This is a genomic window from Caballeronia sp. BCC1704 (assembly GCF_902833455.1).
Lineage (GTDB): Bacteria > Pseudomonadota > Gammaproteobacteria > Burkholderiales > Burkholderiaceae > Caballeronia.
Map to the genome: position 1 here is coordinate 634,334 of NZ_CADFFT010000003.1, position 16,908 is coordinate 651,241.

A 16,908-nucleotide genomic window follows, 5' to 3' on the forward strand; every position below is an offset into this window, starting at 1 on the left:
ATCACACGTTCACATCTTTCGAATGGAGCAGCGATGAGACACTTCGTAGCCGGATTGACATGCACCTTCGCAATTGCTTTCGCCAGTAGCTTCGCCGTGAATGCGCAGGCGGCGGATCCGGCAAGCTGCCGCACTGTTCGCATGGCCGACATCGGCTGGACCGACATCGCCGCGACGACCGGGCTGACGACCAACGTCTTGCAGGGCTTAGGCTATGCGCCGTCGAAGATGATCGCCTCGGTTCCCATCACGTTCGCCGGCGTGAAGTCGAAACAGATCGACGCCTTTCTCGGCTATTGGTCCCCTTCCATGGACCCGGTCATCGAGCCGTTCGTCAAGTCCGGGTCTGTCAAGGTCGTGAACCCGCCTAATCTCACCGGCGCGAAATATACGCTGGCCGTTCCCGACTATGTTTATCAAGCGGGTATCAAAAGCTTCTCCGACATCGCGAAGAACGCGGACAAGCTGCAATACAAGATCTATGGAATCGAGCCGGGCAACGACGCCAATATTCTCATCGACAAGATGATAAAGGCCAATCAGTTCGGCCTCGGCAAGTTCAAGCTCGTGGAATCCAGCGAGGCGGGCATGCTTGTGCAGGTGAACCGGGCCATTCAGAACAAAGAGTGGATCGTGTTCCTCGGCTGGGAGCCGCATCCGATGAACGTGCGAATGAAGATCGACTATCTGTCGGGCGGCGATGATGTGTTCGGCCCGAACTACGGTGAAGCGAAGGTGTACACCGTACAGCCGACCGACTATGCGACGCGATGCCCGAATGCGGCGAAGCTCTTTTCGAACCTTCGCTTCAGTACCGCGATGGAGAATCAGATCATGACTCACATCATGGACAAGGAAGACCCGAACAAGGCCACGCTCGATTGGCTGAAGGCCAACCCTTCCATTCTCGACGGCTGGCTTGCGGGCGTGACGACGATCGACGGAAAGCCGGGACTGCCCGCGGTCAAGGCGTATCTGGCGAACCACTGAGACGCGAACAGACTCATCGCCCAGAAGCGGCAGTTCGACTGCGGACTAGAACACTGAGTGCTGCTGGCGATTCGATTCGCCAGCAGCTTGCATCCGACGACCAAGCCCTGAGCAACTCATGACCCATGAAAAGGCGTCGGCCTATAGCGCATTGTTCGTAGCGATACTGCTCGAGATCGGCGCAACGACTTGCCTGCAGAGGTCCGAACAGTTCACCAAGCTCGTCCCGACGTTCGCAATGGCTTGCCTTTATCTGGGCGCGTTCTATTTTCTCTCTATTGTGCTGAAGACGATTCCCGTCGGACTGGCTTACGCCATCTGGAGCGGGCTAGGCATCGTGCTCATTTCGTGCATCAGCATCTTCGTGTTCCATCACAAGCTGGACGCGGCCGCCTTTCTCGGTCTTGCGCTGATCGTAGTGGGCGTCGTCATCATCAATGTCTTTTCGAAGGCGAGCGTGCATTGAGCGTTGGCTATTTGAAATAGCTCAAAGGTCACGCCGCTTTAGCCCCGGCAGCATGCGCGTCAATACCGCATCGCGCACGACCCAGTGATGGAACAACGCGGCGGCCGCATGCGCCGCCGCGAGCACGATGATCGCCCAGCCGATGAACTCGTGCGCTTCGCCGATGTTGTGATGCGCCACTTTGCTGAACGGTTCGAACGGCGGCGGGATCAGAAGGCCGAAGAAGCTCATCGACTCGTCTGCCGACCATCTCAACACGAAGCCCAGCACGGCTTCGGAAACCAGCAACGCATACAGCAGATAGTGCACGCCCTTGGCCGCGAGTTCCGCCCATCCGGACGAGGCAATGGGCGCCTGATGTCCGGGCGACACGCGCCACAATATCCGCGCAATGATCACCGCCGACAACGTGATGCCGAAGGACATGTGCGCCACGATCAAAAGGTGCCGTGTCGGCCGGGGCGTGAAACCCCACACCTGAGAGAGAATGAACTGAGCCAGCACGAGAACGGCGGTCAGCCAGTGCAGCGTGATGGACACGCGGTCGTACGAGGTTCTGTCGTCGCCGGCCGCGATTCGCGTCGCCGTCGTGGCGGGATTCGAAGGTTGCTTGCGTTGCATCGTTCAATGTTTCGGCAAAGAAATAAGGGAAGGCTGGCGAGTTCGTCAGACGGCGACGCCCTCGGGATCGCAAGATAACAGATAAGCTGTGAAACTTCCGCGACTGCGCAAATGAGCCTCAGAGTCTGTTACGCCGCTGCTTAAGGCTCGCTTAACGCCGTGGCTGCACGCACGAATGCAAACCATTGGCATTCTTGGTCAGCGCGCACTTGAGGGCTTTTCGCGCCCGCGTCGCGCGCTGGCGATACAGTTGTGCTTCTGATCCGCAGGCACACCGTCATGGCATCAAAACAAGAATTGAAGCGGTATCGCGCCAATCTTGCCGATGAACTGCACAGCGCGGCGCTCTACGAGACGCTCGCGCGCGTCGAAGTGCGAGCCGACCGCAAGCGCATTTTCGCGGAACTCGCGGCCTCTGAAAAGCAGCACGCGCAAGTGTGGGCGGACAAGCTCAGAGCCAACCACGAACGCGCTCGCACGGGACCGGCGCTGAAAACCGCCTTGATGCAGGGGCTGGTTCATGTGTTCGGCGCGCGCTTCGTGCTGCCGACGCTTGCCGCATCGGAGTTCGCCGACCGAAACAAATACGCAGGCAATCCCGATACGGCAACGATGTCAGCCGACGAGCACCGTCACGCGAACGTCGTGCAGTCGCTAGCGAATGAGGGCAAGAAAGCCGCGACGAAAGGCGCTGAAATCGCCGATGCCGAGTCGTGGCACCGAGGCGTCTCATCGGGCAACGATCTGCGCGCAGCAGTGCTCGGCGCCAACGACGGTCTCGTGTCCAACTTCTGCCTCATCATGGGCGTGGCCGGCGCGAGCGCGCCCAACCGGGCCATTCTGTTGACTGCGCTGGCGGGCATCATCGCGGGCGCATGTTCGATGGCGCTCGGCGAGTGGCTGTCGGTCACGAACGCGCGTGAGCTCGCCCGGACACAAATTCAACGCGAAGCGGACGAACTCGAACACACGCCGGAAGCCGAAGAGCATGAGCTTCGCATGATCTATCGGGCAAAGGGTCTGGATGGCGAGGAAGCGAGCCGCGTCGCGTCACAGATCATGCGCGACAAAGACAAGGCGCTCGATGCGCTCACGCGCGAAGAACTCGGCCTCGACCCGGCCGAACTCGGCGGCAATCCGTGGTCCGCTGCCGCCGTATCGTTCTGCCTGTTCTCGGCGGGAGCCGTATTTCCCGCGATGCCGTTCCTGTGGTCCTCGGGACGGCCTGCGATCGTTCAATGCATCGCACTGAGCATACTAGCGCTCGCGGCCATCGGCATGTTCACGTCTCTCTTCAATGGCCGAAGCACCGTCTTCTCCGCCGCGCGTCAGATTGTGATCGGACTTGCCGCCGCTGCTTTCACATTCGGCGTCGGGCATCTGCTCGGGGTCTCGGTCTCCTGAAACCTGTCCTCACTGCGCCCTGAGCAACGCCGCCACGTGCACCGAATGCGTCTCTTCCGCGATATCGAGCGCCGTCTTGCCGCGATCATCGCGCAGATCGCGATTCGCGCCGCGCGCGAGCAGCATCGATGCGGTGGCCGCCTGATCGTAGCCGGCTGCCCACATGAGCGCGGTCAGATGGTTGTGATACGCGGCGTTGACATCGACACCCGCATCGAGCAGACGCTGCACAATCGCCGTCTGTCCGCGCCCCGCGGCGTATTCCATTGCGGTCTTGCCGACGCGATCGGTCGCTGCCGTATCGGCATGATGCGCGATGAGCAGCGCCGCGATTTCATCGTTGCCGTCGAACGCGGCCGCCATCATCGGCGTAATGCCTTGCACGTCGGCCTGATTCACATTCGCGCCGCGCTCGATCAGCATGCGCGCAAGCGGCGTCATGCCTCGCTTGCATGCGCTGATAAGTGGCGTGTCGCCGATGCGGTTGCGTGAATCGATCTTCGCGCCCTGATCGAGCATCTGCGCGACGGCCTGCGCATCGCCATTGCGCGTCGCGATGAGCAGCCGTTCGTTGAGCGCGTATGCGTCGGTGTCGGCGCGCGCTTGCGGCATGACCGTGAGCGCCGCGCACGCCAGAAGAAAGGCGCCTGTGAATCGCAGCATCATTGCAGATTGGCGACGTAGTTCGCGAGATTCTCGATATCCGCGTCGGTCAGGTTCTTCGTCACGCTCGTCATGTTGCCTGCATCGTTCGTGCGCTTCTTTTCGCGGAAGTCCTGCAACTGCTTCACGATATACGCATACTGCTGGCCGGCCACGCGCGGTATCTCGTTCTGCCCTTTGAAGCCGCCGAGATGACACATGGTGCAGAGCACTTCGTCGGACTTCTTCTTGCCTGCTTCCACTTTCACCGGGTCCGCCTTGAAGTCGGTCGGCGCGAGCGTCTGCGCGGCGAAGTAGTCGGCGAGATCATGCATGTCTTCCGATGAAAGATTCGCCGCGATCGGCGACATGCGCGGGTCGCTGCGGCGGCCCGCCTTAAAGTCACGCAGTTGCAGGAAGATATAGCGCGACGACTGCCCCGCGAGCGACGGATAATCGCCGCTCGTCGAATTGCCGTTCTGGCCATGACATGCCGCGCACACGGCGGCTTTCGCTGCGCCCGCCTGCGCATCGGCATGCGCGAGACTAGGCAGCGAAAGCGCCACGCACGCGACGATGGCGGCCGTCTTGTGCATCCTCAGGAGCATCATCATCTGCAACACGCTCAAGGCAACGCAAACACCAGCAGACTGTTGCCGCGCTTGAAGTCGAGTTGCGTGTTGCCGCCCGCCGCGACCGCGATGTATTGCTTGCCGTTCACCATGTACGACACCGCCGGCGCATTCACGCCCGCGCCGCACTGGAACTCCCACAGCTTGCGGCCCGTGGAGGCGTCGAACGCGCGGAAGAGGCCATTGCCCTCGCCGTTGAACACGAGCCCGCCCGCGGTCGCGAGCACGCCGCCGATCAATGGCTGATCCGTCTTGTATCCCCACGCGATCTTGCCTGTATCGACATTCACCGCGACGAGCCTGCCCCATTGCTGCTCGCCCGGAATGGTCTTGAACGCGCCGCCGAGCCACAGCTTGCCGCCGGGATACGCTGCGTCTTCGACCTGATACGTCATCGGCTGATGCAGGTTCGCCGCATAGGCCATGCGCGTCTGCGGATTGAACGCCATGGGCGACCATTCGACACCGCCGTTCGCGCCGGGCAACATGCGCGCGCCGGTCGGAGTCGGCAGCGTCCACACGCCCTCTTGCGGGATCATCGCTTCGGAAATGCGAATGATGTGTCCGTCGCGGCGATCATGCACGTACACGAAGCCTGTCTTGCCGCCATGAATGATGGCGGGCACCATCTGCCCGTTCTTGTCCTTCACGTCGATCAGAATGGGTGGACTGACCGCATCGAGATCCCATACGTCATGCGCAATGTACTGGTAGTGCCACTTGTACTTGCCCGTATCGAGATCGATGGCGACGAGCGAATCGGTATAGAGATTGTCGCCGGGACGAATCGCGCCATAGAGGTCCGGCGAGGGATTGCCGGCAACGAAATACACAGTGCGCGTCGCGCGATCCACCGCGGGCGCCATCCACACGCCGCCGCCGAGCGTCTTTTCGAAGTCCCGGCCTTTGTCCGCGAGCGTCTTCTTCTCCGCGTCGATATCGCGCTTCATGTTGCGGCCAACCGCGTCGTTCTCGGCCCAGACACCTTCGCTGCCGGAATCGGGAATCGTGTAGAACGTCCAGAGCAGTTGACCTGAATTCGCGTCGAATGCTTTCACGAAGCCGCGTATGCCGTACTCGCCGCCGTTCGTGCCGATCAGCACTTTGCCGTCCACGACGACGGGCGCCATCGTTTCGGAGTAGCCGTCTTCAGGGTCCGCAATCTGCGACGACCAGACGAGATTGCCCGTCTTCGCGTCGAGCGCGACGAGCTTGGCGTCGAGCGTGCCCATATAGAGCCGGTCGCCCGATATCGCGACGCCGCGATTATTCGGCCCGCAGCAGAAGGTCGTCACCGGTCCCATCTTGTGCTTGTAATGCCAGAACTCCTTGCCGGTGACGGCGTCGATGGCATAGACGTGGTTATACGACGTCGTTAGGAACATGACGCCGTTGGACACGATCGGCGCCGTTTCCATCGACTCCATGACGGCCGTCTGGAAGATGAAAGCGGGCCTCAGCTTCGCCACGTTCGAGCGATTGATCTGACTGGCCGGCGCATAGCGCGTTTCGGAATACGATCCGTTTGAATGCAGCCACGATGCGCTGTCGTTCGCGGCGGCATCGAGCTGCGCTTGCGATATGGGCCGTAACGAAGCAGGAACGGGCGCGGATTCCGTCGTGTTGGTGTTCTGGATCTCGTCCGCCGCGCGGGCGGGAAGCGCTGTCGATGTTCCCCAAGCGCCGATGCAGACTGCTATCGAACCAAGCAAAACGCGGGAATAGCCTGTCATGACGTCTCCCTATTCGTTTTCGTTCTTCGCGTGTAGGTCGGGGGTGCCGGCGGTGAACGGCCTCTTGAATCGCCCGGAACCCGGAGAAAGCATAGGCAATTTAACGAGCTACTTCCAGAACGCGATGATCCGCAGAGCGCGGTGGCGCTCTTTGCGGAGATCGCTCTAAAGACTGGCTATTCGGTTCCCGCTTTGGCCTTTCCGTCACCGGTGCCTTGACTGGTGCCAGGCGTCACCGGCTGCATGCCGCCTGCCGAGCCTTGCGCGGCCGGACGCGCGTTGCCTGCTGAAGTGTCGGCGGTGCCGCCGGGCGTGGCGGGCTGCATGCCGCCTGCTGATCCCTGCCCGCTGACGCGACCGCTCGCCTTGCCCGTATCGACGGAAGTCGCTGCATCGCCGGTTCCTGCTGCGTACGCGAGCCCAGAAAAACCCAGCGTAAGCGCGCATAGACACGCCTTCAACAAGAGCGGTTTCATTGCAGTCTCCCAGAGTGAGTCGGGGCACGCTTTTACTTGCCGATGCGGTTCGTAAGTCGCAGTGTCGCAATCGGCCGGATCAAGTATGCATCATTGGCGGCGCGTCGAGCATGGTGTTTCCCCGACCCGCAACACGGCGCGCGGCGTGCGGGACGTGTCTGACGAAAGCGCGTCGCGGCGTGTCGTTGCTGTGATGCGCGAGCGCATCGCGTCGTACACTGATCGAATACGCCAACACCGCGAGGACATCATGAGCAAAACGCAGGATGCCAAGAAGGCACAGAAAAAAGCCGCTACCAAAACGCCAAAAGAAAAGAAGCAAGCGAAGAAGCTCAAGAAGGAGGCAGCGAAGCGGCAGTGAGTTCGACGTTGCGTCACCGCTGTGAGAAGGCAATGCGTAACCGCGTTTTCGAACGCTCGTTCTTGAAATGGAATGTCTCAACGCTTGCCGATTCTGACCAGTCGATAAATCGTAGTCGCTCGCCTCCTCAACACACCTATCGCAGACGTCCATCGCTACGGCGCGTCGAGCGAATGTCTGCACGCTTCAAATTACGTTTGAATGCGCTCGCTGCCGTCAAAAGTCTTTCACGACGCTTCAGCCGGTGACGCCTTTACGCCTTAAAGCTGCCGTGCCGGATATATCACACTGTGACGAATTTTCAACGTTTTGAAAAGGCGCACACCGGCCTGTTCCGATCCTCGCGGTGTGAATCAAGAAGAGAATGGCGCCTCTTCTGTCCAATGCACAAACGGATGAATCCTCGCGCGCCGTGCTCGTCGGTGAATCGCGTTCGGTAGCCTCACGCGCCAACGGCACGTTCGTTGCGTCATGCTAGACACCAACCCTGTCACCGCGTCATCGCACCGGCGAATCTCGACGTAAGGTGACACCGATCGCATCCTTATCCCGGAGAATCACATGACGAGCCCGACGGTGGGTGACTTCCTTGTCGACCGCCTCTACGCCTGGGGCGTGCGCCGCATTTACGGCTATCCCGGCGACGGCATCAACGGCGTGTTCGGCGCGCTGAACCGCGCCAACGGAAAGATCGAATTCATTCAGGCGCGCCACGAGGAAATGGCCGCCTTCATGGCCTCCGCGCACGCGAAGTTCACGGGCGAACTCGGCGTGTGCATCGCGACTTCGGGACCGGGCGCCTCGCACCTGCTCACCGGTCTCTACGATGCCCGCCTTGATCACATGCCGGTGCTCGCCATCGCCGGACAACAGGCGCGCGCATCGCTCGGCGGTCACTATCAGCAAGAGCTCGATCTGTCCGCGATGTTCAAGGACGTCGCGGGCGCCTTCGTGCAGCAGGCGAGCGTGCCTTCCCAGATTCGGCATCTGGTCGATCGCGCGATCCGCACCGCGCTCGGCGAACGCAGGGTGACGGCGCTTATCCTGCCGAACGATCTGCAAGACCTCGACTACGAACCGCCCGGCCGCAAGCACGGCACGGTGCATTCGGGCGTCGGCTATCGCGCGCCGAAAACGGTGCCCTACGCCGACGATCTGCAACGCGCCGCCGACGTCCTCAACGCGGGCAAGAAGGTCGCGATCCTTGTCGGCGCAGGCGCGCTGCAAGCCACGGACGAAGTCATCGCCGTCGCCGAAAAGCTCGGCGCGGGGGTTGCGAAGGCGCTGCTCGGCAAGGCCGCGCTGCCCGACGATCTTCCCTTCGTGACCGGCTCCATCGGTCTGCTCGGCACGGAGCCGAGCTACAAGATGATGACCGAATGCGACACGCTGCTCATGATTGGCTCGGGCTTTCCGTACTCGGAGTTCCTGCCGAAGGAAGGCGCGGCGCGCGGCGTGCAGATCGACCTGAAGGCGGACATGCTCTCCATCCGCTATCCGATGGAAGTGAACCTCGTCGGCGATAGCGCCGAAACGTTGCGCGCGCTCTTGCCGATGCTGCAACACAAGACGGATCGTGCATGGCGCGAAAGTATCGAAGGCTGGATGGCCGATTGGTGGAAAAAGCTCGAAAAGCGCGCGCTGGAGCCGGCGACGACAGGCGTGAACCCGCAGCGCACGGTGTGGGAACTGTCGCCGCGCGTGCCGGCCAACGCCATCGTCACAAGTGATTCGGGGTCCTGTGCAAATTGGTATGCGCGTGATCTGAAGGTCAAGCGTGGCATGATGTGCTCGCTGTCCGGCGGCCTGGCTTCGATGGGCGCGGCGGTGCCGTATGCGATCGCGGCGAAGTTCGCGCATCCGGAGCGGCCCGTGATCGCGCTCGTCGGCGATGGCGCCATGCAGATGAACAACATGGCCGAGCTCATCACGGTAGCGAAGTACTGGAAACAGTGGTCCGATCCGCGCTGGATCTGCATGGTGCTCAACAACGAAGACCTGAATCAGGTCACGTGGGAGCAACGCGTGATGAACGGCGACCCGAAGTTCGAAGCATCGCAGAACATTCCGTCCGTGCCGTATCACCGCTTCGCGGAGTTGATCGGCTTGCGCGGCTTCTATGTGGACGACGCCGAGCGCATGGCCGCCGTGTGGGACGACGCGCTGGCATCGGACCGGCCTGTCGTGATCGAAGTGAAGGCGGACCCGAACATCGCGCCGCTACCGCCGCACATCACGCTGCAACAGGCGAAGGCCTTCGCGACGACGCTCTTCGAAGGCGATCCGAATGAACGCAGCATCATCGTCGATACGGCGAAACAGGTGTTGGGCGCGGTGCTGCCGGGGCACAAGGACGAGTAGACGGGGCCGCGCCATGCATCTGACCAAACGCGAAGCGCCGATCGAAGCCATTCGAGCACGCGCCTATACGATCCCGACCGATCGTCCCGAAGCAGACGGCACCTATGCGTGGAACGCGACGACGCTCGTCGTCGCCGAGGTCAGCGCGGCGGGCAAGACGGGCCTCGGCTACACGTATAACGATGCGAGCGCGGCGAAGCTCGTCGAAGCGACGCTCGCGCCGACGCTCGCCGGCGAAGACGCGTGGAATATCGACGCGCTCTGGCTGCGCATGCAGCAGCGCGTGCGCAACATCGGGCGTTCGGGGCTCGCGGCCTGCGCCATCTCCGCGCTGGACTGCGCGCTTTGGGATGTGAAGGCGCGCCTGCTCGACATGCCGCTCGCGCGTTTGCTGGGCGCGATGCGCGACCGCGTTCCCATCTACGGCAGCGGCGGATTCACGACCTACACGGACGATGAAATCCGCGCGCAACTCGGCGGCTGGGTGCACGAAGACGGATGCCGCTGGGTCAAGATCAAGATAGGCACCGAGCCTTCGCGCGATCCGCTTCGCGTGGCGGTAGCACGAGAAGCGATCGGGGAGGCAGCGGGCCTTTTCGTTGATGCGAATGGCGCATTCGATCGCAAGCAGGCCCTCTTCTACGCCGAGCAGTTCGCGCAATACGGCGTGGAATGGTTCGAAGAGCCGGTGTCGTCGGACGATATCACGGGCCTCGCGTTGCTGAGAGACGCGCTGCCCGCGCACATGGAACTGGCTGCGGGCGAATACGGCTACACGCTCGACGACTTCGGCGCGCTGCTCGCGCATCAAGCCGTCGATGTGCTGCAAGCCGATCTCACGCGCTGCGGCGGCGTCACGGGCTTCTTGCGCGTGGCCGCGCTGTGCGATGCCTTTCATGTGCCGCTGTCGGCGCATTGCGCCCCCGCGCTGCATCTGCACGCGGCCTGCGCCGCGCCTCGCTTGCGGCATCAGGAATGGTTTCACGATCACGTTCGCATCGAGTCGATGCTGTTCGACGGCGCCCCGCGCGCCCACGAAGGCGCCATTGCGCCGGACTGGTCGCGGCCGGGCTGCGGGCTCGATTTCAGGCATGCGGACGCGCACCGGTATGCGGTTTAGAACGAACGGCATTCGACTTCAACATGACGCAAACCAGAATGATCGACATCGCCATCGGCTGCGGCGTCGCGGCGGCGGGACTCGCCATCGCGCGGCTCGGCGGTCGCGAAATGCATCGCTCGAAAAAGCAGACGCACATCGACACGGCGCGCACGTTCAACCATAGCTCGGCGCTGCTCGCCCTTTCCGTCCTCGCGGATAGCGCGATGGAGCACTATCGCGGCTCCTTCGACAACCCGGCCATGTACACGCCGCTCGTCGTCTCGACGCTTTCGCTGCTCGCCGGACTGCACGGTGGATCCGACCGCGAGCCAGCACGGCATCCCGTGCGCGATTCGGTGTATATCGGCGCGGCGCTCGCGGGCATCGCGGGGACCGGGTTCCATCTGTACAACATCACGAAGCGTCCCGGCGGATGGAGCTGGCACAACCTCTTCTATGCCGCGCCCATCGGCGCGCCCACGGCGCTTCTGCTTTCCGGCGCGCTCGGCGCGGTGTCCGAACGATTGCGCGACGAGCCCGCGCACGAGCCGCGTCTTTTCGGCATGCCGGCCGGACAGGCGCTCGCGCTCGTCACGAGCGCGGGGCTCGTCGGCACGCTCGGCGAAGTCGCGCTGCTGCATTTTCGCGGCTCGTTCCAGAACCCGGTCATGTATGCGCCGATCGTCATTCCGCCGGTCGCCTCCGCCCTGCTTCTCAATACCGCGCTCGCCGCGCCGCGCGAACGCCCGCTCACGCGGCTATGGCTGCGCATCACGACGGCGCTCGGCTTCATCGGCGTCGGCTTTCATGCACGCGGCGTCGCGCGCAATCGCGGCGGCTGGCGCAACTGGAGTCAGAACCTGTTCAACGGGCCGCCGCTGCCCGCGCCGCCGAGTTTCTCCGCGCTCGCGCTCGCGGGGCTCGCCGCGCTTCGACTGCGGGAGACCGAAAAATGACCACGCTGCCCCGCTATCCCGCCTACGACGTGATGAACAAGCGCGACACGCCCTCGTGGGACGACGTGACGCGCCAGGTCATCGACAAGCGGCTCGCCACGCCGCACGGCCCGCGATTCTTCGATGCCGTCGAATGGCGCGCGCTCTGTGCGTTGTGCGCGTGCATCGTGCCGCAGGACCGCGAGCGGCCCGCTGTGCCGGTGGCTTCGCTCGTCGATGCGCGCTTGGCCGAGAACACCGGCGACGGCTATCGCGACGCGCGCCTGCCGCCGATGCGCGATGCCTGGCGCATCGGCCTGCATGCGCTCGATGCCGAAAGCCGCGCGCGCCATGAATTGCCGTTCGCGAGCATCGACGATGACGCGCAACACGCGCTGATCGACGACATGCAGCACGGCAAGCTCGACCGCGCCGAGTGGCAAGGCATGCCGCCCGCTGTCTTCTTCGCGGATCGCGTGCTGCACGACATCTGCGGGATGTATTACGCGCATCCGCACGCATGGAGCGAGATCGGCTTCGGCGGGCCGGCCAATCCACGCGGCTACGTGCGCATGGTGGCCAACCGCCGCGATCCGTGGGAAGCCGCCGAAGCAAAGCCCGGCCACGAAGACGATGCACGCAAGGAGAACGCCCGTGTCCGCTGAATCGCCGAAGGACGCCGAGCACTTTCCGCGCGGCAAAAACGGGCGCGCGCCCGACGTATTCCACTCCGGCGCATGGGTTCCGATGCGCGAATATCCGCAAGACGAAGCGGTCGATTTCGCGATCGTCGGCACGGGCGCGGGCGGCGGCACGCTCGCATGTCGTCTCGCGGAGAAAGGCTTCAAAGTAGTCGCGTTCGATGCCGGCGCGTGGTGGCGTCCGCTCGAAGAATTCGCATCCGACGAGACGCATCAGGGCAAGCTCTTCTGGACCGACGACCGCATCTGCGACGGCGAAAACCCGCTCAAGCTCGGCAACAACAACAGCGGCAAGGCGGTTGGCGGCAGCACCGTCCACTTCGCCATGGTGTCGCTGCGCTTTCGGCCGGAGTGGTTCAAGTCGCGCACGCTGCTCGGCTACGGCGCGGACTGGCCGGTGGACTGGCGCGAGATGTGGCACTACTACGCGCAGGTGGAAGACGCGCTGAAGATCGCGGGACCGGTGAACTATCCGTGGGGACCGAAACGTCCGCGCTATCCGTATCGGCCGCACGAACTGAACGCAGCCGGGCTCGTGCTCGCGCGCGGCTGCGAGGCGCTCGGCATCGACTGGTCGCCTACGCCGCTCGCCACCGTGTCCGCGCCGCGCGGCGAGGCGCATCCGTGCGTGTATCGCGGCTTCTGCGTGTCGGGTTGCGCCACCAACGCGAAGCAGAGCGCGCTCGTCACGTGGATACCGCGGGCCGTGCGCGCAGGCGCGGAGATTCGCGACCTCGCGATGGTCGGGCGTATCGTGATGGGCGACGACGGACGCGCGACCGGCGTCGAATACATGCGCGAAGGACAATGGCAGTTCCAGCGCGCGCGCAACGTCGTGGTGGCGGGCTATGCGATCGAAACGCCGCGCCTGCTCTTGATGTCCGCCACGGACCGTTATCCCGATGGTCTCGCGAACAGCTCCGGCCTCGTCGGCAAGAACCTCATGGTGCAGATGAATCAGGCCGTCTGGGGAACGATGGAAGAAGAAGTGCGCTGGTACAAGGGCCCGCCTTCGCTTGCGCTCACCGAGCACTGGAATTACGAGGACAAGGGCAAGGACTTTTTCGGCGGCTATTGCTACATGAGTCAGGGCCCGTTGCCCGTCGCGTGGGCGTCGGTGCAGAACGGGCGTGGGCTCTGGGGCCAACAGTTGCTCGACGAAATGCAGAAGTACAACCATCAAGCGGGGTTGAAGATCGTCGGCGAGACCATGCCGCAAGAGCGCAACCGCGTGACGCTCGCCGATGAAAAAGACCAGTACGGTTTGCCGGTCGCGCGCGTGACCTATTCGCTGTGCGATAACGACAAGCGCCTCGTCGCGCATTCGCTCGACTTCATGAGTGTCGCGCTCGAAGCGGCCGGCGCGCGCGATGTCTGGCGCGAAACGGACGACACGTGCCATCTGAACGGCACCGCGCGCATGGGCAACGATCCCGCGACGAGCGTCGTCAACGCGGACTGCCGAAGCTGGGACATCGACAATCTCTGGATATGCGACGGCTCGGTGTTTCCGACAGTCGGCGGCGTGAACCCGTCGTTGACGATACAGGCCATCGCCATGCGCACCGCCGACAGGATCGAGGCGCTTGCGGCACGCGGCGAACTGTAGACGACAATGGATCTGCTCAAGGACATCTTCGGCACGCAGGGACACGTCACGGTGCTACAGGAATGCGCCCGGGCGGCGATCGTGTTTTGCTGGGGATTGTTTCTCGTGCGAGTCGCCGGGCGCAGAATCTTCGGACGATGGGCGGCGCTCGACATCGTGGTGGCGATCATCGTCGGGTCCAACTTGAGCCGGGCCGTCACCGGAAACGCGCCGCTCACCGGCACGCTCGTCGCAACGGCGTTCATGATCGCGGCGCACTGGGTGGTCGCCCATCTTGCCTCGCGCTACCGGCTGTGGACGTTCATTGCGGAGGGCAGTCCCATTACGTTGTTCTGGCAGGGCAAGCCATGCGAAAAAGCACTCATGCGATACGGCGTGTCCGAGAATGACATCAACGAGGCGCTGAGCGAGAACGGCGTCGACGACGTGAAAGACGTGCAGAAAATCACGCTCGAACCCAGCGGAAAGATCAGCGTGTCGAAGCAGAAAACGAAGTAGTAGAAGACGAATGCGAACGGCTTGCGCGGACCGCGATGCGGAACGACGCTTGCTTATGTCACGACGTGATATTGGTCCCCCCAGGAGCGCGCAGATGAGCAAAGAAGCCAAGAACCCATCGTATCCTTTCGCTTCTGGCGGGTGGGGATCGATGAAAGCGGTCGCCACGATCCTCATGCAGGAGAAAGTGCCGATCAAGGACAGCGCGATCCTGCTCAAGCAGAACAAGCCCGACGGCTTCATGTGCGTGAGCTGCTCATGGGCGAAGCCCGCGGATCCGCATACGTTCGAATTCTGCGAAAGCGGCGCGAAGGCCACTGCGTGGGATACGACCGCCAAGCGAATGACGCCCGAGTTCTTCGAACTGCACACCGTTAAGCAATTGCTCAACTGGCACGATCACGATCTCGAAGAAGCAGGACGTCTGACCGCGCCCATGCGCTACGACGCAGCCACGGACAAGTACACGGAAGTCACCTGGCAGCAGGCGTTCGACGAGATCGGCAAGGAGCTGAACGCGCTGGACCCGGAGACCGTCGTCTTCTACGCGTCAGGGCGCGCCTCGCTCGAAACTGCATACATGTACCAGCTTTTCGCGCGCATGTACGGCTGCAACAATTTGCCGGATAGCTCGAACATGTGTCACGAGAGTTCGAGCGTCGGTCTGAAGGAAGCGATCGGTGTCGGCGTCGGGACCATCACGCTCGAAGACTTCGAGAAGACGGATCTCATGTTCTTCTTCGGCCAGAACGTCGGCACGAATAGCCCGCGCATGCTGCACCAGTTGCAGGACGCGCGCAAACGCGGCGTGCCGATCATCACGTTCAATCCGCTTCGCGAGCCGGGTCTCGTCTCCTTCGCGAATCCTCAGTCGCCCGTGGAGATGCTGACGCCCAAGGAAACGCAGATCAGCACGCAATATCATCAGTTGAAGACCGGCGGCGATACGGCTGCCATTCTCGGCATCTGCAAGGCAGTGATCGAGGCCGATGACCGCGCACAGGCCGAAGGCACGGAACGCGTGCTCGATGTCGCGTTCATCGAGGAACACACGACCGGCTTCGAAGAATTCGCGGCCTGCGCGCGTCAGACCGAATGGAGCGAAATCGAACGAATCAGCGGACTGCCGCGCTCCGCGCTGCTCGAAGCGGCCAATGAGTACATGAAAGCGAAGGCCGTGATGGCGCACTACGGCATGGGCCTCACGCAGCACAGGCTCGGCGTGCAGAACGTACGCATGCTATGCAACCTCCTCTTTCTGCGCGGCAACGTCGGTAAGCCGGGTGCTGGGCCTTCGCCGATACGCGGCCACTCCAACGTGCAGGGGCAGCGTACGGTCGGCATCACGGAGAAGCCTGAACTTGCGCCGCTCGATCAGCTCGCGAAGCAGTTCTCGTTCGAGCCGCCGCGAAAGAAAGGCATGAATACCGTCGAAGCATTCGAGGCGATGGTGAAGGGCAAAGTGAAGGCGGTCTTCAATCTCGGCGGCAATCTCGTGCGTTCGGTGCCGGACCGGTTGCAGACGGAGCCCGCGTGGTCGAACCTGCGCCTCACGATCAACGTGGCCACGAAGCTCAACCGCAGTCACCTCGTGCATGGCGAGATATCGTATGTGCTGCCGTGCCTGAGCCGTATCGAGTTTCATCGCACGCGACTGGGCGATCAGGCGGTCTCGATGGAAGACAGCACGGGCTGCATGCACGGCTCGAAGGGCGTGACCGAACCGGCAAGCGAGAAAGCGCGAGCCGAGCAATTCATCGTCGCGGGCATCGCGAAGGCGACGCTCGGCTCGCGTTCGACAGTCGATTGGGACGCGTGGAGCGACGACTATTCGCTCGTCCGAAACGAGATTGCGACGACGTATCCCGAGACGTTCCATGACTTCAACGAACGCATGTGGGAGCCGGGCGGCTTTCATCGGCCGCTACCCGCTTGCGAACGCGTGTGGCAAACGAAGTCGGGCAAAGCGGAATTCATGACGCCGAACTCGCTCGTCGAGGACCCTGACATGCCCGAGAAGGCGCCGGAGGCATTGCGGCTCATGACCTTGCGCAGCGACAGCCAGTTCAACACGACCATCTATAACCTCGACGACCGGTTCAGAGGCGTGAAGGATTCCCGCATGGTTATCCTGATGAACGAGGCCGACATCACGAAGCATCATCTGAAGGAAGGCCAGGAAATCACCTTGCAGACCATTGCAGACGACGGCATCGACCGCCGGCTGTCGGGGCTGAAGATCAAGGCGTATGCGATTCCCGAAGGCTGCATCGGCGGCTATTACCCGGAGTGCAATGTGTTGCTGCCGCTATGGCATTACGCCGAGGAAAGCAAGGTGCCGGGCGCGAAGTCGATTCCGGTGCGTATTGTTTGAATC

The 16,908-nt window shown here is 62.7% G+C and carries 16 protein-coding genes; 11 read left to right on the forward strand and 5 right to left on the reverse strand.

Annotation, left to right across the window (positions count from 1 at the left end; genetic code table 11):
* Positions 1-33: 33 nt before the first annotated feature.
* Positions 34-990, forward strand: coding sequence for a choline ABC transporter substrate-binding protein (locus HWX53_RS18410; RefSeq protein ID WP_175943457.1), 957 nt, complete (start codon positions 34-36; stop codon positions 988-990).
* 118 nt (positions 991-1,108) lie between these two features.
* Complete coding sequence (locus tag HWX53_RS18415; RefSeq protein ID WP_175943459.1) at positions 1,109-1,456, forward strand: multidrug efflux SMR transporter; 348 nt, start codon at positions 1,109-1,111, stop codon at positions 1,454-1,456.
* A 21-nt stretch (positions 1,457-1,477) separates the two neighbouring features.
* Here HWX53_RS18415 and HWX53_RS18420 read toward each other — a convergent pair whose 3' ends face one another.
* Positions 1,478-2,077: a cytochrome b gene (locus HWX53_RS18420; RefSeq protein ID WP_175943461.1), complete on the reverse strand. Its 600-nt coding sequence runs from the start codon at positions 2,075-2,077 to the stop codon at positions 1,478-1,480.
* 279 nt (positions 2,078-2,356) lie between these two features.
* Between HWX53_RS18420 and HWX53_RS18425 the strand changes: the two genes are divergently transcribed.
* Positions 2,357-3,481: a VIT1/CCC1 transporter family protein gene (locus HWX53_RS18425; protein ID WP_175943463.1), complete on the forward strand. Its 1,125-nt coding sequence runs from the start codon at positions 2,357-2,359 to the stop codon at positions 3,479-3,481.
* A gap of 9 nt (positions 3,482-3,490) precedes the next feature.
* On the opposite strand, the gene HWX53_RS18430 is transcribed toward HWX53_RS18425, so the two are convergent.
* From HWX53_RS18430 to HWX53_RS18445, 4 genes are all read right to left on the reverse strand, one after another.
* On the reverse strand, positions 3,491-4,093 hold the full coding sequence (locus tag HWX53_RS18430) for an ankyrin repeat domain-containing protein (RefSeq protein WP_244140199.1): 603 nt from the start codon (positions 4,091-4,093) through the stop codon (positions 3,491-3,493).
* Between the two features lie 50 nt (positions 4,094-4,143).
* Entirely contained in the window at positions 4,144-4,737 is a 594-nt protein-coding gene (locus tag HWX53_RS18435) for a c-type cytochrome (RefSeq protein WP_175943465.1), read from the reverse strand.
* 11 nt (positions 4,738-4,748) lie between these two features.
* Positions 4,749-6,488, reverse strand: a complete 1,740-nt coding sequence (locus tag HWX53_RS18440) for a PQQ-binding-like beta-propeller repeat protein (protein WP_175943467.1) — start codon at positions 6,486-6,488, stop codon at positions 4,749-4,751.
* A gap of 176 nt (positions 6,489-6,664) precedes the next feature.
* On the reverse strand, positions 6,665-6,964 hold the full coding sequence (locus HWX53_RS18445; protein WP_175943469.1) for a hypothetical protein: 300 nt from the start codon (positions 6,962-6,964) through the stop codon (positions 6,665-6,667).
* A gap of 85 nt (positions 6,965-7,049) precedes the next feature.
* Here HWX53_RS18445 and HWX53_RS18450 point away from each other — a divergent pair, with 85 nt between their 5' ends.
* From HWX53_RS18450 to HWX53_RS18485, 8 genes are all read left to right on the forward strand, one after another.
* A complete protein-coding gene (locus HWX53_RS18450; protein WP_175942485.1) occupies positions 7,050-7,325 on the forward strand; it encodes a hypothetical protein in 276 nt (91 codons plus the stop codon).
* A 561-nt stretch (positions 7,326-7,886) separates the two neighbouring features.
* Positions 7,887-9,686 (forward strand): thiamine pyrophosphate-requiring protein, encoded by a 1,800-nt coding sequence (locus HWX53_RS18455; RefSeq protein ID WP_175943470.1) that lies wholly within the window; start codon positions 7,887-7,889, stop codon positions 9,684-9,686.
* A 13-nt stretch (positions 9,687-9,699) separates the two neighbouring features.
* Positions 9,700-10,806, forward strand: a complete 1,107-nt coding sequence (locus HWX53_RS18460; protein WP_175943472.1) for an enolase C-terminal domain-like protein — start codon at positions 9,700-9,702, stop codon at positions 10,804-10,806.
* Between the two features lie 23 nt (positions 10,807-10,829).
* Complete coding sequence (locus HWX53_RS18465) at positions 10,830-11,744, forward strand: hypothetical protein (RefSeq protein ID WP_175943474.1); 915 nt, start codon at positions 10,830-10,832, stop codon at positions 11,742-11,744.
* Positions 11,741-12,388 (forward strand): gluconate 2-dehydrogenase subunit 3 family protein, encoded by a 648-nt coding sequence (locus HWX53_RS18470; protein WP_175943476.1) that lies wholly within the window; start codon positions 11,741-11,743, stop codon positions 12,386-12,388. The genes HWX53_RS18465 and HWX53_RS18470 overlap by 4 nt, the downstream gene beginning before the upstream one ends.
* Positions 12,357-14,033, forward strand: a complete 1,677-nt coding sequence (locus HWX53_RS18475; protein ID WP_175943478.1) for a GMC family oxidoreductase — start codon at positions 12,357-12,359, stop codon at positions 14,031-14,033. Before HWX53_RS18470 ends, HWX53_RS18475 begins: the two co-directional genes overlap by 32 nt.
* 6 nt (positions 14,034-14,039) lie before the next feature.
* Positions 14,040-14,531, forward strand: coding sequence for a YetF domain-containing protein (locus tag HWX53_RS18480; RefSeq protein WP_175943480.1), 492 nt, complete (start codon positions 14,040-14,042; stop codon positions 14,529-14,531).
* 94 nt (positions 14,532-14,625) lie between these two features.
* Positions 14,626-16,905 (forward strand): FdhF/YdeP family oxidoreductase, encoded by a 2,280-nt coding sequence (locus tag HWX53_RS18485; protein ID WP_175943482.1) that lies wholly within the window; start codon positions 14,626-14,628, stop codon positions 16,903-16,905.
* Positions 16,906-16,908: the final 3 nt, after the last annotated feature.